General features: G+C 37.7%; 19 protein-coding genes. 8 read left to right on the top strand and 11 right to left on the bottom strand.

Annotation, left to right across the window (positions count from 1 at the left end; all coding sequences use genetic code 11):
* Positions 1-17: 17 nt before the first annotated feature.
* The 4 genes from cysD to lysS all read right to left on the bottom strand — a co-directional run bounded on the left by cysD (position 18) and on the right by lysS (position 4,485).
* Complete coding sequence (gene cysD, locus I8T81_RS14015) at positions 18-926, bottom strand: sulfate adenylyltransferase subunit CysD (protein WP_000140408.1); 909 nt, start codon at positions 924-926, stop codon at positions 18-20.
* A complete protein-coding gene (locus I8T81_RS14020) occupies positions 919-1,050 on the bottom strand; it encodes a hypothetical protein (RefSeq protein ID WP_002054314.1) in 132 nt (43 codons plus the stop codon). The genes cysD and I8T81_RS14020 overlap by 8 nt, the downstream gene beginning before the upstream one ends.
* 257 nt (positions 1,051-1,307) lie before the next feature.
* Positions 1,308-2,765, bottom strand: a complete 1,458-nt coding sequence (locus I8T81_RS14025; RefSeq protein WP_198071483.1) for a capsule assembly Wzi family protein — start codon at positions 2,763-2,765, stop codon at positions 1,308-1,310.
* Between the two features lie 190 nt (positions 2,766-2,955).
* Positions 2,956-4,485, bottom strand: a complete 1,530-nt coding sequence (gene lysS, locus I8T81_RS14030; RefSeq protein WP_004703097.1) for a lysine--tRNA ligase — start codon at positions 4,483-4,485, stop codon at positions 2,956-2,958.
* Positions 4,486-4,741: 256 nt separating this feature from the next.
* Between lysS and I8T81_RS14035 the strand changes: the two genes are divergently transcribed.
* Complete coding sequence (locus I8T81_RS14035) at positions 4,742-5,230, top strand: YqiA/YcfP family alpha/beta fold hydrolase (protein ID WP_004703099.1); 489 nt, start codon at positions 4,742-4,744, stop codon at positions 5,228-5,230.
* Between the two features lie 22 nt (positions 5,231-5,252).
* On the opposite strand, the gene I8T81_RS14040 is transcribed toward I8T81_RS14035, so the two are convergent.
* Complete coding sequence (locus I8T81_RS14040; protein ID WP_049065778.1) at positions 5,253-5,693, bottom strand: SRPBCC family protein; 441 nt, start codon at positions 5,691-5,693, stop codon at positions 5,253-5,255.
* 442 nt (positions 5,694-6,135) lie between these two features.
* On the opposite strand from I8T81_RS14040, the gene rubA reads away from it, so the two are divergent.
* The 4 genes from rubA to oxyR all read left to right on the top strand — a co-directional run bounded on the left by rubA (position 6,136) and on the right by oxyR (position 9,486).
* Entirely contained in the window at positions 6,136-6,300 is a 165-nt protein-coding gene (gene rubA, locus I8T81_RS14045) for a rubredoxin RubA (protein ID WP_000760495.1), read from the top strand.
* A 92-nt stretch (positions 6,301-6,392) separates the two neighbouring features.
* Entirely contained in the window at positions 6,393-7,574 is a 1,182-nt protein-coding gene (rubB, locus tag I8T81_RS14050) for a rubredoxin reductase RubB (protein WP_198071484.1), read from the top strand.
* A 52-nt stretch (positions 7,575-7,626) separates the two neighbouring features.
* The gene (gene estB / locus I8T81_RS14055; RefSeq protein WP_004703103.1) at positions 7,627-8,571 is read left to right on the top strand and encodes an esterase EstB; all 945 of its coding nucleotides are present in this window, start codon (positions 7,627-7,629) and stop codon (positions 8,569-8,571) included.
* A 6-nt stretch (positions 8,572-8,577) separates the two neighbouring features.
* Entirely contained in the window at positions 8,578-9,486 is a 909-nt protein-coding gene (gene oxyR / locus I8T81_RS14060) for a LysR family transcriptional regulator OxyR (protein ID WP_004703104.1), read from the top strand.
* Positions 9,487-9,515: 29 nt separating this feature from the next.
* Here oxyR and I8T81_RS14065 read toward each other — a convergent pair whose 3' ends face one another.
* From I8T81_RS14065 to mtgA, 3 genes are all read right to left on the bottom strand, one after another.
* Positions 9,516-10,106, bottom strand: a complete 591-nt coding sequence (locus I8T81_RS14065; protein ID WP_025469181.1) for an SPOR domain-containing protein — start codon at positions 10,104-10,106, stop codon at positions 9,516-9,518.
* Positions 10,107-10,344: 238 nt separating this feature from the next.
* The gene (ppk1, locus tag I8T81_RS14070; RefSeq protein ID WP_198071485.1) at positions 10,345-12,423 is read right to left on the bottom strand and encodes a polyphosphate kinase 1; all 2,079 of its coding nucleotides are present in this window, start codon (positions 12,421-12,423) and stop codon (positions 10,345-10,347) included.
* 104 nt (positions 12,424-12,527) lie between these two features.
* Positions 12,528-13,205, bottom strand: a complete 678-nt coding sequence (gene mtgA / locus I8T81_RS14075) for a monofunctional biosynthetic peptidoglycan transglycosylase (protein ID WP_004703111.1) — start codon at positions 13,203-13,205, stop codon at positions 12,528-12,530.
* 76 nt (positions 13,206-13,281) lie between these two features.
* Between mtgA and I8T81_RS14080 the strand changes: the two genes are divergently transcribed.
* Entirely contained in the window at positions 13,282-14,091 is an 810-nt protein-coding gene (locus tag I8T81_RS14080; protein WP_198071486.1) for a rhomboid family intramembrane serine protease, read from the top strand.
* A gap of 1 nt (position 14,092) precedes the next feature.
* Here I8T81_RS14080 and I8T81_RS14085 read toward each other — a convergent pair whose 3' ends face one another.
* Both I8T81_RS14085 and I8T81_RS14090 read right to left on the bottom strand, forming a co-directional pair.
* A complete protein-coding gene (locus I8T81_RS14085; protein ID WP_198071487.1) occupies positions 14,093-16,552 on the bottom strand; it encodes an ABC transporter permease in 2,460 nt (819 codons plus the stop codon).
* Between the two features lie 3 nt (positions 16,553-16,555).
* A complete protein-coding gene (locus I8T81_RS14090) occupies positions 16,556-17,248 on the bottom strand; it encodes an ABC transporter ATP-binding protein (protein ID WP_198071488.1) in 693 nt (230 codons plus the stop codon).
* Between the two features lie 44 nt (positions 17,249-17,292).
* Here I8T81_RS14090 and I8T81_RS14095 point away from each other — a divergent pair, with 44 nt between their 5' ends.
* Positions 17,293-17,916, top strand: coding sequence for an arylesterase (locus I8T81_RS14095; protein ID WP_002017670.1), 624 nt, complete (start codon positions 17,293-17,295; stop codon positions 17,914-17,916).
* A gap of 32 nt (positions 17,917-17,948) precedes the next feature.
* Here I8T81_RS14095 and I8T81_RS14100 read toward each other — a convergent pair whose 3' ends face one another.
* Positions 17,949-18,563 carry a carbonic anhydrase gene (locus tag I8T81_RS14100; protein ID WP_001141692.1) on the bottom strand — a complete coding sequence of 205 codons (615 nt, stop codon included), beginning with the start codon at positions 18,561-18,563 and terminating at the stop codon, positions 17,949-17,951.
* Positions 18,564-18,848: 285 nt separating this feature from the next.
* On the opposite strand from I8T81_RS14100, the gene I8T81_RS14105 reads away from it, so the two are divergent.
* Positions 18,849-19,874, top strand: coding sequence for an alpha/beta fold hydrolase (locus I8T81_RS14105; protein ID WP_198071489.1), 1,026 nt, complete (start codon positions 18,849-18,851; stop codon positions 19,872-19,874).

Here is a 19,874-nt window from a genome sequence, read left to right on the forward strand (position 1 = left end):
CAAATTTAGAAACTGTCTTAGAAATAGCCTTCTTGCTTTTTCTTTTCCATTGAGCCTGCTTCATCATGGTCAATCATACGACCTTGACGCTCAGAACTTGTTGCCAATAACATTTCCTGAATAATTTCTGGCAATGTATCAGCTTCAGACTCGACTGCCCCTGTTAATGGATAACAGCCTAGTGTACGGAAACGTACAGACTTCATTTGTGGAACTTCACCCTCTTTTAAGCGCATGCGTTCATCATCCACCATAATGAGCGTGCCACTACGCTCAACTACTGGACGAACAGCAGAGAAATAAAGAGGAACAATTTGAATATTTTCTAAATAGATATATTGCCAGATATCTAACTCTGTCCAGTTAGATAAAGGGAATACACGAATACTTTCGCCTTTGTTTACTTTACCGTTGTAAAGGTTCCAAAGTTCAGGACGTTGGTTTTTAGGGTCCCAACGATGCTTACTATCACGGAATGAATACACACGCTCTTTCGCACGCGATTTTTCTTCGTCACGGCGCGCACCACCAAAAGCAGCATCAAATTGATATTTATCCAAAGCCTGTTTTAAAGCTTGGGTTTTCATAATATCTGTATATTTTGAGCTACCGTGATCAAATGGATTAATCCCTGCTTCACGGCCTTCTTTATTTTGATGAACAATTAAATCAAAGCCATGGGTTTTTGCCATGTTATCGCGAAACGCGATCATGTCTTTAAACTTCCAACCCGTATCAACATGTAATAAAGGAAAAGGAAGTTTCGCAGGATAAAATGCTTTTAATGCAAGATGAAGCATCACAGCCGAATCTTTACCAATTGAGTAAAGCATGACTGGATTTTCAAATTCTGCTGCAACTTCACGGATAATATGAATACTTTCAGCTTCAAGTTGCTTGAGATGTGTAAGTCTTGATTCAGTCATGAACACGCCCTTCTCTATCCATTTTGCCCATAAAATCTAGAAGTGGTATTAAACCACCACTTAGAAGACCATGTGGAGGAACGAGTGCCATAACAACTCCAATTTTTTGTGATAAATAATCCAACCACAAGCCCTTTATGAGGCTTATAGCATTAGTTATGCATTATAGTGATTTAAAACTGTTTTCTTTTGCTTGTTTTTTCATATTGATATTCAAATTCATCATATAAATGTAAAATACTGATTTGCATAGCTAACCTGTCTATCGTAGCTCGCATTATTAGCTGAAGCAAATCACGATCTCATCTTTAGATTTCTTTAAATACAATAAAAAAGAGAAGCCATTTTAGCTTCTCTCTTGCTATAGCACTATTTAATTAATTAGAAACCAAACATTTTACGTTCTAATGGAATTTCAATACCAATAGATGCACCTGAATCATTACCTTCTAGGTCAGAGTCGCTAATCCAACCATTAATTTTTAATGGAAGATCTGGTTTGATGTAATGCGTCCAAGTTAAATCAAGTGCTTTGATTTTATCTTCTTTAGGGAAGGCTTTATTGATTGCCAAGTTAGATTCATTTACCTTCACAACCATTGCACGGCCACTTAAGCGATTCATCGTGTCAAAGCGAATATCACCACCGACAGAGTACATTTGACCATCACCACCAATTGCATGCCCTAGAGGGAAACCATGCTGATAATAACCGTCAGTATATTGATGATGACTATATGAAATGCCTTTTACATCGCCATTAGTACGCGTATCTGCCCATTCAGCATAAAGTTGGTAAGGCATATTTTTAACAATTGAAGAATAATCAGCACCAGCTAAATACATTTTTTTCGATGGTAAGTAACCTGCTTCGTCTTCACCAATGTATTGTCCATAAACACTGACTGGAATATTAAATAAAGGTTGTAGGTGTAAGCGAGCATCAAAACCAGCTAACTGGTTAGACGGATTATCTACACCAATACAATCAGTGTTTGTACAGCCATTATCTTTACCAATAATTGCATTCCAATATGCCTTGAAGCTGTTTGGTTGCCCATCACCACCAATCTGAAGTGTACGTGAAGCACCTAACTCCAAAGCTGGAACTGGACGTGCAGTTACACGCATCCCCAATAATTTAGCATTAGGAACAGCCTTATAGTCATCTAACTGACCTGCAAATAATTGGTATTGCCAAGGCCCAATCCAAGACAACCATTTATTTTCAAATGCATCTTGTACAGCTCGTTGCATGGTTACCCCATAAACGGGACGACTCGCATCACCACGGATTAAGCTGCCATCATGTCCAGGTCCCCACCACGTTGGAATTTGACCTGCAACAACCCATTGATTCCAGAGCTTGCCAGCAACATACGAACCTTCTACATTCGCATCATGCCCACTATCAATTTGTGGATCTTTTTCAGCGTTTACACGAATTTTTGCGTCCCAGTTTTCACCGCCCGCATTAAACTCTACAGACCCTTCATACTGTGATTTATGATTATTTCCAAATGCTTGAGGAATATCTTTGATATCTGTTCCTACAAAAGCACCTACTTTAACTGTATCGTTATCTGCTTTTAATGCATTAAGAACTGAATTAATAACTTTTTGTTGAGCTGGATGAGTTACTTTAGCCTGAGAGAGTGCGCGCTGAATTTCATCACCGCTTAAAGGCCAAGTAGAAGTGCTGATGTTAATAACACCTTGTTGATTCAACCAATTTAAATCTGTACGCAAATCATCATTATTAAGCACCAAACCTTGGGCAAAAACAGCTGAAGAGGCAGCTGTTAATAATGCAATTGAAAGTGTTTTTCTTAAAAACATGTCAGCACAATTCTCAAAGTTATTTATGAGCAACACATTAATTTTTTTATCACAAATTTGCAATTGTTAAACTGTGCAATTACATTTTTTAACGTGGTCTTAAGTTTTCTATAATTTTAGTGTTTTTTATATATAAAGAGTGAATAAAAAAAGGCAGTATAAACTGCCTTTTTGTTCTTTGAAGATTAAATTAACCTTCTTTACGACGCATATGCGGGAATAAAATTACATCACGAATACTTGGCGCATCAGCAAAAAGCATAACCAAACGGTCAATACCAATACCTTCACCAGCTGTTGGAGGTAAACCGTATTCAAGCGCTTCAACAAACTCTGCATCGTAATGCATTGCTTCGTCATCGCCCGCATCTTTTTCAGCAACCTGAGCTTGGAAACGCTCTGCCTGATCAATTGGGTCATTTAACTCGCTAAAGCCATTTGCCAATTCACGTCCGCCGATGAAAAACTCAAAACGATCGGTAATGTGCGGATTATCATCATTACGACGAGCAAGTGGAGACGTTTCCGCTGGATATTCAGTGATAAAGGTAGGTTGACGCAGTTTAGTTTCCACTGTTTCTTCAAATACGATTGTTTGAAGTTTACCTAAACCAAAACCAGGTTTAACTTGCTCTTTTAATTCCTCACGCACAAATTTTGCAAGGAATTCGCGGTCACCTACATTTTCTGGCGTAAATTGAGGGTTATTCTCTAAAATGGCATCAAACATAGAGATTTTCTTGAATGGCCCTTTAAAGCTAAACACTTCACCTTGGTAAGGCACATCAGTCGTACCTAAAATATCAAGGGCTAGCTTTTCAAGCATGTTTTCAGTCAAAGCCATCAAGTCTTTATAATCAGCATATGCCTGATAAAACTCGATCATTGTAAATTCAGGGTTATGACGTGTTGACACCCCTTCATTACGGAAGTTACGGTTAATTTCAAACACACGCTCAAAACCACCAACAACCAAACGCTTTAAGTAAAGCTCAGGTGCGATACGCAAGAATAGCGGCATATCTAAAGCATTGTGATGCGTTTCAAACGGACGTGCAGATGCACCACCCGGAATTACATGCATCATTGGCGTTTCGACTTCCATGAAACGCTCATTTGTTAAAAATGCACGAATACCTGCAACAACTTTGGCACGAATTTCAAAAGTCTTACGAGTTTCTTCATTCACGATTAAGTCGAGGTAACGCTTACGGTACTTAACTTCTGTATCGTTCAAACCATGAAATTTATCTGGTAATGGACGAAGCGATTTTGTAAGAAGTTCAAAGCTTTCAAGGTGTACATATAAGTCACCTTTGCCAGAACGACCAATATAACCTTCAGCAGCAATAATATCGCCTAGGTCCAAACCCTTAATGGTCTCAAGAATATCTTTTGGTAAACCTTTACGGTCAACATATAACTGGATACGCCCAGTCATATCTTGAATCACCATGAAAGAACCACGGTTTAACATGACACGGCCAGCAACTTTTACATAGACATGTTCAGCGCTTTCAATTTGTTCTTTCGACTGATCTTTAAATTGTTCTTGTAAATCGGCAGCGTAGTGTTCACGTTTAAATGTATTTGGCCAAGGACTCTTTCCAGTATCCTTTGCAACATCTTGGATTTGCTTTAATTTGGCATGACGCTGTGCGATTAAATCGTTTTCGGAAATAGTTGGTTCAGAAGTCGATTGAGCGTTTTGTTGCGTCATCTCTGCCTCGATTAAGTAAAAATTAAGTGCTATATCCTAACAGATTGCAGGAGTTTTTCGAAAGATTTCAACAAAACAAAAATGAAAAAAGTCAAACCATTCACACTAAATCAGTATTCAATGACGAAAATTACTTAGACCAATCGCTAAGATCATTTTTTTTTGCTTTAAGTAAAATATAAAAAAATCCAAATGACCTCGATATTAAAAGGCTTTTTTTGCCTTTTATTTTATCCATGAGATTGTGTAGTAAATAATGAAAATTCTATTTTTACATGGCTTGGATTCTTCTCGTGAATCAACAAAGTTCCATGCCATCTTGCATCCTGAAAAATTTTGTATTGATGTTGATTATCGAAACCTAAGCTACTCTTCAGTTAAAGATTTTTATCACCAAGCGATCGAAACAATTAAACCTGACTTATTGGTTGGACATAGTCTTGGCGGCTACTGGGCATTGAAAACAGCCGCTCAACATAAATTAGCGGTGATTGTTGCTAACCCAAGCCTTAATCCTAGTTTTCGTAATGATTATCCTCACCTTTGTGATGAAGATCTTGATCACTCTCATCCTAAAATGGCTTATTTAGAGTTAGGAGACGAGCAACTTGATATGTATCAAGTACAGGAAAAGCTTTCACCTTATATGACAGTAGAAACATATGACGGAGGCCATCATCGTCTTGCTTATCCTTCTCGTCTCAATGATCTGATTTCTAAAATTCATAAAAAATACTTTGCCTAAACAACGAACTGAGTAAGATGAACTAGCTCCCTTCAGCAATATGTTTTACAACTTCAAAACCTTGAATAAAGCCACTTTTTAACATACCGATATATTCAGGTAAGGTGGCCAATTCAACTTTTAAAGTTGTAGTATTCCCATTTTGGCTTAAAAAATATTTTTCTAGCGAACCACTCCAGCCCTTCACCTCTTCACTTTCTAAGTCTTCCTTACCCTCTTTAATCATTCCTAAATGTTTAAAAATTAGCACTTCAGGCTTGTTCATTTCTTCAATGGTCGAAACCATTCCATTTCCTTCTCCGTCTAGAAAATATGTTTTACCACCAATTTTCCAGTCAGTGCGCATTGAAGAATCCGGCGCAAAGAATTTCGTCCACGCATTATATGTCTCGCTATTCCAGAGTACGTTCCATACTTTTTCTATAGGCGCGTTAATCTCTACTTCATATACTAGAATTTCCATACTCAACTTCCTTATCTCTGTTACTCAAGTATTCAACAAACTTTATCGCTTTATATAAATATCAATTTATCTGTCTATTTATTAATCAGCTTATGTTTTTAAGAACTTTATTTATATAAATGCTTTGTTCTTTTTGTAACCCTTCATATCACTTAAAACCTTATTAGATCAATAAGTGAATAAAAAAATATGATTTATTATGTGTTTATGTTGAAGTTTTGCCTAAATAACCAGTTATTTGTCTCGATATGCCATTCATCTTTGCTTACGAATGATTAAACTCCCTTATGTGCTTTACTTTAAATGTAGAACTGCGTAAAAATTTGATACCCGATCAAAGCTACATTAGTTATTATTGAACGGATCGTAGTTACATTATTAATAGATGAAATAGTTTTACTGAAAGGCAGCTTTGAGCAAACTTATCAGTGCGGAGAGTCTCATGAAAAAATATCAATGTATCGTTTGTGGATGGATTTACGATGAAGCAGAAGGTTGGCCACAAGACGGCATTGCAGCTGGAACAAAATGGGAAGATATCCCTGATGATTGGACTTGCCCTGATTGTGGCGTTTCAAAAGCTGACTTTGAAATGATCGAAATCTAATGTCTTAAATGAAAAGGCCATGATTTACATGGTCTTTTTTATATATCATCAATCACCGTATTAAATGAACAATTCTAATTCTGGAGAAAAAAATGCATCCAATCGTCATTATCGGATCAGGCATGGCGGGTTATACCTTAGCACGTGAGTTCCGTAAGCTTAACCCAGAGCAAGAACTTGTAATGATTTGTGCGGATGATGCGGTGAACTATGCAAAACCAACGTTATCTAATGCCTTTGCAGGTAAAAAGGCTCCGGAACAAATTCCGTTAGGTGATGCTGCAAAAATGAGTGCACAGCTCAATATGCGTATTGAACCTTTTACATGGGTGAAAGAAATTTTAGCTGAGCGTCATGAGCTTGTTCTAGAAAAAGATGGTGTTGTTTCTCAACAACCCTATTCAAAATTAATTTTGGCTATTGGTGCCAACCCGATTCGTCTTGCAATTGCAGGAGATGGCAGTGATGACATTCATGTAGTGAACTCACTAATTGACTATCGTACCTTCCGCGAAAACCTTGCTCAACGTAAAGATAAACGTGTTGTAATTTTGGGTGCTGGTTTAATCGGTTGTGAATTTGCCAATGACTTACTTCATAGTGAATATGATGTAACGGTAATTGATTTAGCGCCTCAACCATTGGGTCGTTTATTACCGTCACACATTGCTTCAGCTTTCCAAGAAAATCTTGAAGAAGCTGGGGTTAAATTTGCATTAGGCACAACCGTTGAAAAAGTAAGTAAAATCAATAACGGGGATGATTACGCCGTTACATTAGCAAATGGTCAAACTTTAGTTGCTGATATCGTACTTTCAGCAATTGGCCTACAACCAAATATTTCTCTTGCTCAAAGCGCAAATATTCAAACCAGCCGTGGTGTAATTACCAATAGCTTGCTTGAAACGAATCAAGCAGATATTTATGCAATTGGTGACTGTGCAGAAGTTAACGGTACCCTACTTCCTTATGTAATGCCAATTATGCAGCAAGCGCGTGCTTTAGCAAAAACATTAAGCGGTCAACAGACAAATGTACATTACCCTGCAATGCCAGTTGCGGTAAAAACCCCGGCTGCACCACTTACAGTTTTACCGGCACCAGTTGATGTCGATGTAAATTGGGAAACTGAAGAATTCGACGATGGTATGCTTGCCAAAGCACTTGATAATGACGGAACATTACGTGGTTTCGTATTGTTAGGTGCGACAGCAGGCAAGCAACGTTTAAATTTAACTAAGCTTGTTCCAGATCTTATTCCTGCCCAAGCATAAAGTTTAAATTAGGAATACTCGTTAAAGAGTATTCCTTTAAGGTATGAATAACATGAATAGCGCCTTACAATTTAGTATTTCACCCTACACTCCTTTTATGCAGGAAACCAAAGTCAATTTAGGCAACGGTATTGAATTGCATGTAGAAGTAGGTGGAAAACCAGAACACCCGACCATTTTGCTGATTATGGGCTTAGGTGCTCAAATGCTATTTTGGCCGGACTTTTTCTGTAAATCGCTCATTGATCAAGGTTTTCGTGTTATTCGTTTTGATAACCGTGATATTGGCCTTTCTTCAAAAGTACGTCATCAGGGTAAACGTTTAAATACCATGAAGTTGATGGGACGTTTTGCTTTAGGGTTAAGTAATCAGGGCGCACCTTATACATTGTATGATATGGCTGACGACGTATCGATGCTTCTTGACCGTTTAGGCGTAAGTAAGACTCATGTAGTCGGTGCATCAATGGGCGGTATGATTGCCCAAATTCTTGCTGCAAAATATCCAGAAAAAGTAGAAAAGTTAGGTTTGATGTTTACAAGTAACAATCAACCGTTTTTACCCCCACCGTTTCCTAAACAGCTTTTAAGTTTGATTGGCAAACCAGAATCACGTGATGAAGAAGGGATTGTTAATCACAGCTTAAAATTATTCCAGTTAATTGGTTCTCCTGGTTATATTAACCATATTGAAGCCGTTCAAACCGCACGAAAACTTTATCAACGTAGCTATTATCCTGCTGGTGTACTTCAACAGTTTTTAGCAATATTATGTACAGGTTCCTTACTGCAACTGGACCGTGAAATTAAGCAACCCACAATAGTCTTACATGGCTCTCGTGATCGCTTACTTCCACCGAGCCACGGTAAGGCTGTAGCAAAAGCAATTTCCGGTGCTAAGTTTGAATTAATTGATGGAATGGGGCATGATATCCCTGCCCATTTTATTCCACAGCTTAGCGGTTTATTTGCGCATCATTTTAAATCATCATACTAGGACACTATGGCTGCATTACCCTCACTAAGACAGCTATCATATTTAGTTACGTTGTCGGAAACTTTGCATTTTACTGAAGCAGCACGTCGCTCTTTTGTTACCCAATCGACTTTATCGGGCGGCATTATGGAGCTAGAAAGGCTACTAGGTGGCGTTCTGGTTGAACGTGACCGTCAGAATGTGCGTTTAACGCCATTAGGTGAGCAAGTCGTTGCTCGAGCCCGTGTATTGCTAGCAGATGCTCAGGATTTAATGCGTTTAAGCCGTGAAATGAGTGAACCATTAACTGGTGATCTTCATTTGGGTGTTATTCCAACCATTGCACCTTTTATCCTGACACGGTTACTTGATGAAGTGCATCACCAATTACCAAAAATTCAGTTGCATTTACATGAAGCTCAAAGCGAGAAAATTGTAGAGCGATTAGAGCATGGTAATTTGGACATGATCGTTCTTGCACTACCTTTTGACACAAGAAGTCTAAAAGTAGCTGAAATTTCAAAAGAAAATTTGTATCTCGTTTGCAGTAAACAAGATACAAATGCGCTTCAAGCAAACTCTCTAGATGACCTCGATTTGTCACGACTGATTTTACTTGAAGAAGGCCATTGCTTACGTGACCACGTATTAAGTGCGTGTCCAATTGGTGAGCGTAAAAACGATAACCGTTTAAAAGCAAGTTCATTACCTACCTTAGTTGAGATGGTGTCTTCTAATTTAGGTTTTACGCTTTTACCAGAAATCGCAATTGAAAATAGTATGATCAAGTTTAATGATCAGATTACTGCAAAACCAATTGAAGATGCACCAAGTCGTACTCTGGCACTCGTTACACGTAAAAGTACACCACTACAAAGCGAATTTGATGTACTCCTGCAAATCATGCAGAAAATCACAACAAATTTACATGAATAAAAAAAGGAGTCTTCGGACTCCTTTTTCTTTTACTGCGCTGTTAAAGATGCCCATTTGAAAACCCAAGCTGATTTCAAATCTAAATTCTCATCTGAAATGATTTTTTCTCGAATGATTTGTGCAATCGCATAATCATTGGCTGGGTCTATCATGACACGTATTCCTTTTGTGGTTGGACTAGTCACAACCTTATATCCTTTAGCGTGCAATTGTGACTGGAGCATATTTGCTTTATTTTGATTAGGTGCTAATGCGACTTGTACCATCCATTTTTTTTCACCATTTTCTAAAATTTCTTTAGCCACTGCTGCATCAAGCTGTTTTTTATTCTCAAGAGTTTTCTTTTCTTCTATTTTTTTTGATTGAGTCTCTTCGGCCTTCTTTTGTGTTAACTGCTCATCTTGAGTCGTTTTTCTTTTTTGAATGTTTATAGATTTATTTTGTGTTTCATTCTTCTTATTTTTTTCCCTAGGCGGCTGTACAAAATAGGGATATATCATTTGATCATCATATTTATGAAATACAATAATATCTCCATAGCACTTTTGATCTGCATAAGCAGTCACTGGCATTACCCCTAAAAATATTCTAATAAATAAACTTTTAATAAAGCATTGCATATTATTCACTTACCAAAGTTAAGTATATTTAATGCGGCGTATTAAAGTAGATTTCTCGTGATTTGTATATTTTTAATATTCAAAGTTTTATGCAAAGAATCACATATTTTTTAAACATCTTGCGTTAATTCAAATTATTATTGTATATCCTGCAACCATTTAAGTATTCAGACTAAAATACTTTGAATTTCATATAATTAAAAAAACCGACATAAAGTCGGTTTTCTAATATTAAGTTTTATTTAAATGTTTCTAATAATTCCCTTTGAGCATTATGCAATTTTTCACCTTCAGCAGGTTGGGCACGAACCCAAGTACCATCACCTTGTAATAACCAAGCTTGCTGATTATCTTGCAAATAATTAAGAAGACCTTGTTGATAAATTCGTTTCTTCAATGCTGGGTCTTCAATTGGGAAACATGCTTCAACACGATTAAATAGGTTACGATCCATCCAGTCTGCACTTGAACAGTAAATACGTGCATCGCCGTTATTACTAAAGTAATAAACACGCGTATGCTCAAGGAAGCGCCCTACGATTGAACGTACTCGAATGTTTTCCGATAAATTCGGTAATCCTGGACGTAAGCAACAAATCGAACGAATAATCAGATCTACCTGCACCCCTGCTTGAGAACCTTCATACAATTTATTGATTAACTGAACTTCAGTTAAAGCATTTACTTTCACAATAATTTGGGCTTTACGACCAGCCTTAGCATTGGCAATTTCTTCATCAATAAAGTTGATGAGCTGAGCATGCAAAGTAAAAGGTGCATGGAGCAACTTTTTCAGTTTTGCCATTTTTCCCATACCTGTTAACTCTTGGAAGATACGATGTACGTCTTCACATAAGTCTTTATCGGTCGTCATAAGACCATAATCAGTATAAATACGGGCATTCATCGCATGGTAGTTACCTGTTCCTAAATGAACATAACGTACCAATTTATTATTTTCACGGCGTACTACCATAATCATTTTGGCATGAGTTTTATAACCCACAATGCCATAAACGACTACCGCTCCTGCTTCTTGAAGTACATTCGCCACTTCAATATTTGATTCTTCATCAAAACGGGCACGTAACTCAATAACTGCCGTTACTTCTTTTCCATTACGTGCAGCTTCGGCCAAGACTTGTACAATTTCCGAATCAACACCACTACGGTAAAGCGTTTGTTTAATTGCAAGTACTTGTGGATCACGTGCTGCTTCGCGGAGTAACTGAATAACTGGAGCAAAAGATTCAAATGGGTGATGAAGCAAAATATCCTGCTTTTGCATAGCCGAGAAAATACTCTCAGTCTTTTTAAATACTTTTGGTACGACCGGTGTATGCGAGTCATAACGCAAATGAGGACGTTTAAAGTTTGAAACCAGACGTGCCAAGTTTACAGGACCATCAACTTTGTATAGTTGCTCATCGGTTAAATCGAATTCTTCTAATAAATATTCATAAATATGCTGTGGACAGTTATGAGTCACTTCTAAGCGAACTGCACGACCAAAACGGCGTGAACTTAACTCACCTTTTAAAGCTTTAGCTAAATCTTCAACGTCTTCATTAAGCGCCAAATCGGCATTACGGGTTACACGGAATTGGTAACAACCCGTTGCTGTCATGCCTGGGAACAAGTCTGATACATGTTCATGAATAATGGCAGACAGCATGACATGATGCTCTTTACCGCCTGTCAACTCATCTGGTAATCGTACAACCCGAGGTAATGAGCGTGGTGCTGGTACAACGGCTAAATCAATTTGACGACCAAATGCATCTTTACCTTCTAAGGTCACAATAAAGTTCAGGCTTTTATTGACTAAACGCGGAAATGGATGAGCTGGATCTAGACTAATTGGTGTTAGAACAGGCGCAACTTGTTCCTGAAAATATTTTTTAACCCAAGCTGATTGAGCTGGCGTTAATTCCCCACGACGCAAGAAACAAATGTCTTCTTCACGGAGTTTAGGCAAGATTTCTTCATTTAAAATACGATATTGACGTTCAATTGCAGCATGAGCAGTCTCAGAGATTTTTTGTAAGACTTGTCTAGGTGTTAAACCATCTGGACTTCGACTTTCATTGCCTAAAGCATATTGCTCCATGACACCAGCTACACGAATTTCAAAAAACTCATCTAAATTACGTGAAAAAATAAGTAAGAAATTCATTCGTTCAAGTAATGGATGTAAAGGGTCAACTGCCTGTTCCAATACGCGCAAATGAAAGTCAAGAATAGACAATTCACGATTAATATAACGGTCGTTATAACTATATTCTGTTGGGGTCGTTGCTGTAATCGCTGTATTCATGTCTAACTTAATCTCTTTCCAACCAAAATCTCTGCAAAATAGTATGCTGCAAAATTATGTCAATTTGATAAAAACTAAAAAAATAACACATCTTTAAGACAAAGTTATTCAGGAATCTGGGTGCTATTCATATAACGTAAAATAACGCGTTTTCGATATTGTAGTTTATGGTCATTACGATGATCTTGATAATATTTTGGATCTGGTAATAATGCGGCTAAAAAAGCAGCTTGTTCGCGTGTTAGGTTTTTAGCACTTTTACCATAATAATATTGGGCAGCAGCTTCAACACCATATAAATGTTTGCCAAATTCAACAGAGTTCATATAGACCTCAAGAATTCGACGTTTTGACCACATACGCTCCATCATCCATGTCGCCACTGTTTCTTGGCCTTTGCGAATAAATGATCGCTTATTGTATAAGAACAAGTTCTTTGCAAGTTGTTGAGACACAGTGGAACCACCAGCAACCACTTCGCCCTCTTCGTTATTACGCTCTAGCGCAAAACGAATGCCATCCCAATCAAAGCCATGATGGTGGATAAACTTTGCATCTTCACCGGCTAAAATTGCATGTTTGAAATTATCGCTTATATCATCATAGTCGAGCCATTCATGAATGATCGGCCGAGATGTATCTGACCAATAATCAATTCGCATAAACATGGTAGTATCAACTTCATGAGTACGCCACCAAACTAAACTTGAGAAAATCCAAAGCTGAATTAGGAGAATTGCACCAATAAAAATTAACAACACGCGAACAATAAAAGCTTTCATGTTCGTCCCAATCTCCTGTATTCAACTTTTTTCATGTTAAGCTGTAAAGCATGTTCATATATAACAAAAGCATAGCATGACTCAATCTCAGCCTCCGCACATTAATCGTAAACTCAATGTACAAGCATGGTGGCTGACGGCCCTACTGATCTCAATCAATGTAGGTTTGTTCATCTGGCAAATTATATCTGGAGTCAACATTAGCGACCCAGCCATAAAAGATGCTCTTCACTGGGGTGCAGATTTTACACCACTTACTTTTTCTGGACAGCCCGAACGTTTATTTACCAGCATGTTTTTTCACTTTGGTATCATTCACCTTATGCTTAACATGTGGGCCCTATATATTTTCGGTAATGTCGCTGAAGCTTTATTTGGTCGTTTATATTTTATCGGCCTATATTTGCTTGCTGGCCTGTTTGGTAGCCTTTTAAGTAGCTATATCAATATTCAAAATGGACATGAATTGCTACAACATTTTGACCAAAGCTTGCTCCCTCATGTAAGTGCCGGAGCCTCTGGTGCTGTGATGGGATTAGGTGCGGCTTTAACTGTCCTTTCATTATTTCCTCCTCTACCTCATCAAGCCTATATACTCGATAAAAAAGCATTATTAATGATTATGGCGATTAACCTTATATTCGGTCTGGTTGCCACAGGTATCAATAATGCTGCACATGTCGGCGGTATGATTATGGGTGCATTACTCGCGCTGATTTGGTATTTAAGTTACCGTACTAAACTTAGTACGACCTTAAAATTTTTGGGTTTAATGGGAGGACTCTTATTAACAGTCGGCTTCTATATTTACTGTAATCAACTGAACTCACCATTACTTCCACTTTGGCATGAAATTTTAATTCAGAACCCAGAAATACTGCCTTAACTTAAATCTGGTTCAGCTCTCGCAAACTTTGTAGTGGCGGTAAATTACAAAGATAACCAAGTCTATATCGACCAATGAGAGCACAAAGCAACATCATAGCCAGTGGTAAAATCAACCATATTTCAATATGCCACTGTATAACCATATTCATTTTATAACTTGCTATTGCACTAATTACCTCAGCAAAACAGCAGGCAACAATGCCTGCTAATAGCCCTAAAAATCCAATTTCTAAACTCAGCATTTGCTTCATTTTATTTTTAGACAAACCAAATGAACGTAATAAAGCGACCTCTCGACGGCGCTCGTCCATTAACAGGTTTAGACAAGCAATTAAAACGAGTATTCCAGAAAAGCCAACTAAAGCCGCAAGTACAGTCACGATTTTGACTAATACATTCATTAAACGCTTTACTTCATCCAAAATACGGTCAACATCAATAAAGACTGTATTTGAAAATTGCTGAATAATATTAATCATTTTAGGCTGATCTTGTTTAGGCACATAAAAGCTACCCAAGTAGCTACCCGCATTTTCATCTAAAGTTTTGGGCGAAAAAATAAAGAAGAAATTTGGACTAAAACTTTCCCATTCAACACTTCTAAAATTCACAACTTTAGCCTGCAAAGTACCGTCTGGCATGCTAAAAGTCAGCTTATCCCCAATCTGAATACCTAAACTTTCGGCAGTTTTTGCCTCGACTGAAACTTGTCCTATGCCATTAAAAGTGGCTTGTCCTTTTGTAATGACATTATCATTTGGCAAAATGTTTGACTGAGTTAAATTTAATTCACGGCGTAAAGAATTATTTTGCTTGATTGCATCTTCAGAAAAAGGAACATCATTCTTTGCAAGTAATCGTCCACGAATATTTGGATACAGAGGCGTACTTTGCCAACCATTTTGTTTTAATTGTTGCTCAAAAGCTTTTAAATCAAATGGTGGTAGACCATAAACAAACTGGTTTGGTGTGCCTTCTGGTAACTGCTGTTGCCAACGCTCTAATAAATCTGTTCTTAGTACGCTTAATACCGTAATGAGGCTTAATCCCAAAGCCAAAGCTGTAATTTGTAAGGCACTTTGCGATGGTGAACGAATATAAAAAGTCAAACGAGTTTTCATCTTTTTTAAACTACGAAGCAAACCCCAAACAACGGTGTACAGCAAAATACAAAGAACGATAATGGCAGCCAAAACTATAATGCTGAGCATTAAGTTTTCACTTAAAACTAAGCTAAAAATAACAAGACTGGTGATGCCTGCAAAAAACATAAAGAATAATGATTTTCGGGATTTTGCCTGTTCCCGAATAACTCGAATAGGTGGCGTATTTAACAACTCCCAAATGCTTGGCAAAATAAACCCAAGTAGCACAATTACACTGGTAAAAATGGCAATTGGTAAGGGACCAAGTAAAAATCCAACCACAGAAAAACTTAATTCCAGTTGTGGAATTAGTTGTAACATGAGCTCAAGTAAACCATAGCCCATCATTATTCCTAATAGACTGCCAATCACAATTGAAATTACGCTGACTACGCAAAGTAGCCCAATATAGGCCCATAAAATTTGAAACTTGCTAGCACCAAAGCAACGTATTACAGCAATATGATCTTGGTTTTGCTGAACATAACGTTGGCTTGTTAAAGCAATAGCAATACCACACAATAAAATTGTTAAAATATTGGCAAGTTGTAAGAAAGTATCAAGGTTTTCTAGTGGGCGTAATAATCTACTATTTGACTCACTGGCATCGCGTAAACGTAAACCTGCGGTTTCTTCCTGATCATTTACAGTTTTATGTTGTTGTTTAAATTGCTTGCTAAAGTTTTGTACTTGATTAGGTTGACCAGACATTAACAGTCTATAATCGATTCTACTGCCTGTTTGAATTGCATGGGTTTTAGCAATATCGGCTTGATGAATAATAACTGTGGGCGAAAAACCTGAAAAACCGAGTTCTTGATTTGAATCCCGAATAATTACGCCGCTAAAATGAAATTGGGCATCTGCAATAGATACCGTATCGCCAAGTTTAACTTTAAGTAAATCAGCTGCTCTTTGACTTAGCCACACTTGACCAGGTTGAATACTCTGTGCACTAGGCTCAATCTCAAGTTTTCCTCTTAATGGGAACGCAGGTTCTATAGCTTTCACATTGACCATGACAAACTGATCTTGAGTATGTGCCATTGAACTAAACATAGTCACATGAGTCTGCTTTAATCCAATCTGTTCCGCCTTTTTTTGCCATTTAGTGTCTAGAGGTTCGTTATTTGATAGAACCAAATCAGCTGCTAACATTTGCGAGGCTTGTAGGCTAATCGCATTTTTAACTTGGCCATTACTAAACTTAAGAGCCGTGGTCGCACTAATCGCAAGTGAAAGCGCAATAATGAGTAAATATAACCCTCCAGTGCGAAAGCTTTGTAGCAAAAGTGGCTTAAGTAGATTACGCATAGTCTAACCACCCTGTACTGTCTTTAAACAACCATCATTTAATTCAACATGACGCTGGCAAAGTCCAGCCAAATTGCGATCATGTGTGACCAAAATAAGCGTCGTACCGAGCTCTTTATTTAAATCAAAAAGTAGCCGTTCAATTTCTTGGGCTGTTTGACCATCTAGGTTTCCAGTAGGTTCATCTGCAAAAATAATTTGTGGTTCTGCAATAAGTGCCCGTGCAATTGCCACACGTTGCTGCTCACCACCAGATAAGACTTTAGGCGTTTGTTCCGCTTGACGACTTAAACCTACCCGATGCAACCAGTCTAAGGCCTTCTGCTCAGCAATTTTATAATCAAAATCTTTACGTAACCGAAGCGGCAACATCACATTTTCAAGCGCACTTAACTGCGGTAAAAGTTGGAAAGACTGAAATACAAAGCCAACATGCTGCATTCTGATCTGGGCGCGCTGTTCCTCCGTCAACTCATGAACAGGCTGACCACATAACCATACTTCGCCTTCAGACGGCTGGTCTAAAGTCGCTAAGATACCAAGTAAAGTCGATTTTCCTGAACCAGAACGTCCCGTAATGGCTACCTGCTCCCCTTCATAAATATCTAAATCGATATTTTTTAAAATCATAAATTGATTTTGGTTAATCTGAATAGTTTGTGTAACTTGATGGGCAGCAATGATAGGTTGTGGCATGATGGGGACAGTCCTATATATTTAGTATTCGGGTCGAAACACAAATGTATAAATCTTATTTGTCTGGTTCTAAAAGTCTCTTGCTCATCGCATTGAGCATGTTGCCTATGTTGGTCTCGGCCAAAACTATTTTAATTTTAGGAGATAGTATTAGTGCCGGTTACGGAATAGACCCTAAACAAGGTTGGGTACAATTACTACAAAAACGTCTAGACCAACAGTATCCCAAACAACATAAAGTGGTCAATGCAAGTATGAGTGGTGAAACCACAAGTGGCGCTTTGGCCAGATTACCTAAGCTTTTACAAACGTATAAACCCGAAGTCGTAGTTATTGAATTAGGTGGGAATGATGGTTTACGAGGTCAACCCCCACAAATGATTCAACAAAATCTGTCGCAGCTCGTCCATTTAAGCCAACAACAAAAGGCGCAGGTTATTCTTTTTGGTATGAAGATTCCGCCTAATTATGGCACAGCTTATAGCAAAGCATTTGAAACCAATTATAAAACTGTAAGCCAAAAATATCAGGTGAAACTGCTACCGTTTTTCCTTGATGGCGTCGCTGGACAAAAACAACTAATGCAAAATGACTTGATTCATCCAAATGCCCAAGCGCAGTCAAAATTACTTAATTTAGCTTATCCATACATAAAAGGTGCCCTATAGGCACCTTTTAGTTTTAAATCTTTATAGACTGATTAGAAGTCAAAAAAAGTAACTTCACCAGTTTCTAATGAATACTCAGCACCAACAACAATCAACTCGCCTTTTGCAATCAGGTTCTCTAATACAGCCGAACCATGACGTAATTGATTGACCGAAGCAAAAACGTTTGAACGTACTGCATGACATGAAAGTTTTTTCAAATCATTTTTCAGATCAGTTTGCATTAAAATTTCAACTGATGGACGAACACGGTTCACAATCGACATTAAGTTAGATGATGGCGGATGATCAGGGTTCATCAACGTATCAATAGTCGCTTGAATCGCACCGCAATGACTATGTCCTAATACAACTACAACCGGACAATCATAACGTTCTGCCGCAAACTCAACACTACCAACTTGTGAAGGCGCAACAACATTACCAGCAACACGGATTACGAATAAGTCACCAAGACCTTGATCAAATACCATTTCTGCTGGTACACGAGAATCTGAACAGCCTAATACAATTGCAAACGGATTTTGATCCTTTGCCATTTCAGCGCGTTCATGATGCGATAAGGTTTTTGCAAGGGAAGTATTTCCATTTACAAATCGTTGATTACCTGCTTTCAAACGATCTAAAACTTCTTGCGCAGTAGGCATTTTATATTTCCATTGTTTTTTCAAGGTTAGAAATCATTTTAATGTGTCAAAATTTGAATGTCACTGACAAAAAATGAATCCTTTTCTAAGAAAATATTTTTAAAGCTTTAATGAGTTTTATAAGAAGGATAACCGCACAATTCCCTACTGTTTAGTGAAAAAATAGACATACTTTAGTTTATAGATTGACTATAATTTTCTTCATTCCAAACGTTTGGCAAATGACTCATTGGCAAAGTTTTTCAATAATTTTTCAAACTCGTTTAAGCTTCAAGGATGAAATATATGATAAGGCTGTCCGCTCCAATTAAAGCCTCTATGAAAAAAACTGCTACTGCATTGACTCTAGCTTGTAGTTTGTTGTCAGTAACTAGTATTTCTCAAACGCAGGCAGCCGATAATATTGATGTCAGTTTTCAAACAATATTACAGCAAGAACGTAGCTGGGCCGGACTGCAAAGTAAAAAATTAAAAGTAGGTGATATTACTTGGTCATATAGTGAAGGTGGTTCAACCACAAAACCGACCTTGTTACTTATTCATGGTTTAGGTGGTAGTCGAGATAACTGGAACCGAGTAGCACATTACTTAACTACAAATTATCATGTCATTATTCCTGATTTACCAGGGAGTGGCGAAACAATTGTTGCTCAAGATTTCGATTATTCTGTTCCCAACTTAGCTGAAAAATTACGTCGATTTGTTGAAGCTGAAAATTTGAAGGGACCTATTCATATTGCGGGGCACTCGCTTGGTGGCTCAATTGCCCTACTCTATGCTGGACAATATCCATTTGAAACTAAGAGTCTATTCTTAGTTGATAGCGGCGGTATTTTCCGTTCTGCCAACACAATTTATCTCAAAGATCCTACCTATCTAAAACAACTTTTAGTCTCTAAAAAAGGTGACTTTAACTATTTGTTAAAACAAACCATGTTTAATCCTCCGTTTATTCCTAAAGAGTTCTTACAGGCTCAGGAAAAACTGATGATTAATCAGGCACCGCAAACACAAAAACTAGTTGATCAACTGATCGCACTTAATAAAGTCTACACTCCAGACTCATTTGCAGTGCTTACCAAAACCATTGATGCACCCACACTCATTTTATGGGGCAAACAAGATAAAATTATTAATGTAGAAGTGGCGAGTGAGCTCAAAAGTCTCTTAAAAAATGCACAACCTCCTATCATTTTAGAAAACGTAGGCCATATGCCAATTTTGGAGGCTGAGCAGTTGGTTATTCAACAATATGTACCGTTTTTACTTAAAGTAGAAACAAATCAAGCGTCAAAAACGACTTCTCATTAA

Origin of the sequence: Acinetobacter seifertii (assembly GCF_016064815.1) — a bacterium.
Classification (GTDB): Bacteria; Pseudomonadota; Gammaproteobacteria; order Pseudomonadales; family Moraxellaceae; genus Acinetobacter; species Acinetobacter seifertii.

Bases quoted from the DNA above. Each gene is read 5' to 3' on its own strand.
- cysD (WP_000140408.1), bottom strand. From the start codon at position 926: ATGACTGAATCAAGACTTACACATCTCAAGCAACTTGAAGCTGAAAGT.
- I8T81_RS14025 (WP_198071483.1), bottom strand. From the start codon at position 2,765: ATGTTTTTAAGAAAAACACTTTCAATTGCATTATTAACAGCTGCCTCT.
- lysS (WP_004703097.1), bottom strand. From the start codon at position 4,485: ATGACGCAACAAAACGCTCAATCGACTTCTGAACCAACTATTTCCGAA.
- I8T81_RS14035 (WP_004703099.1), top strand. From the start codon at position 4,742: ATGAAAATTCTATTTTTACATGGCTTGGATTCTTCTCGTGAATCAACA.
- I8T81_RS14040 (WP_049065778.1), bottom strand. From the start codon at position 5,693: ATGGAAATTCTAGTATATGAAGTAGAGATTAACGCGCCTATAGAAAAA.
- rubA (WP_000760495.1), top strand. From the start codon at position 6,136: ATGAAAAAATATCAATGTATCGTTTGTGGATGGATTTACGATGAAGCA.
- rubB (WP_198071484.1), top strand. From the start codon at position 6,393: ATGCATCCAATCGTCATTATCGGATCAGGCATGGCGGGTTATACCTTA.
- estB (WP_004703103.1), top strand. From the start codon at position 7,627: ATGAATAGCGCCTTACAATTTAGTATTTCACCCTACACTCCTTTTATG.
- oxyR (WP_004703104.1), top strand. From the start codon at position 8,578: ATGGCTGCATTACCCTCACTAAGACAGCTATCATATTTAGTTACGTTG.
- I8T81_RS14065 (WP_025469181.1), bottom strand. From the start codon at position 10,106: ATGCAATGCTTTATTAAAAGTTTATTTATTAGAATATTTTTAGGGGTA.
- ppk1 (WP_198071485.1), bottom strand. From the start codon at position 12,423: ATGAATACAGCGATTACAGCAACGACCCCAACAGAATATAGTTATAAC.
- mtgA (WP_004703111.1), bottom strand. From the start codon at position 13,205: ATGAAAGCTTTTATTGTTCGCGTGTTGTTAATTTTTATTGGTGCAATT.
- I8T81_RS14080 (WP_198071486.1), top strand. From the start codon at position 13,282: ATGACTCAATCTCAGCCTCCGCACATTAATCGTAAACTCAATGTACAA.
- I8T81_RS14085 (WP_198071487.1), bottom strand. From the start codon at position 16,552: ATGCGTAATCTACTTAAGCCACTTTTGCTACAAAGCTTTCGCACTGGA.
- I8T81_RS14090 (WP_198071488.1), bottom strand. From the start codon at position 17,248: ATGCCACAACCTATCATTGCTGCCCATCAAGTTACACAAACTATTCAG.
- I8T81_RS14095 (WP_002017670.1), top strand. From the start codon at position 17,293: ATGTATAAATCTTATTTGTCTGGTTCTAAAAGTCTCTTGCTCATCGCA.
- I8T81_RS14100 (WP_001141692.1), bottom strand. From the start codon at position 18,563: ATGCCTACTGCGCAAGAAGTTTTAGATCGTTTGAAAGCAGGTAATCAA.
- I8T81_RS14105 (WP_198071489.1), top strand. From the start codon at position 18,849: ATGATAAGGCTGTCCGCTCCAATTAAAGCCTCTATGAAAAAAACTGCT.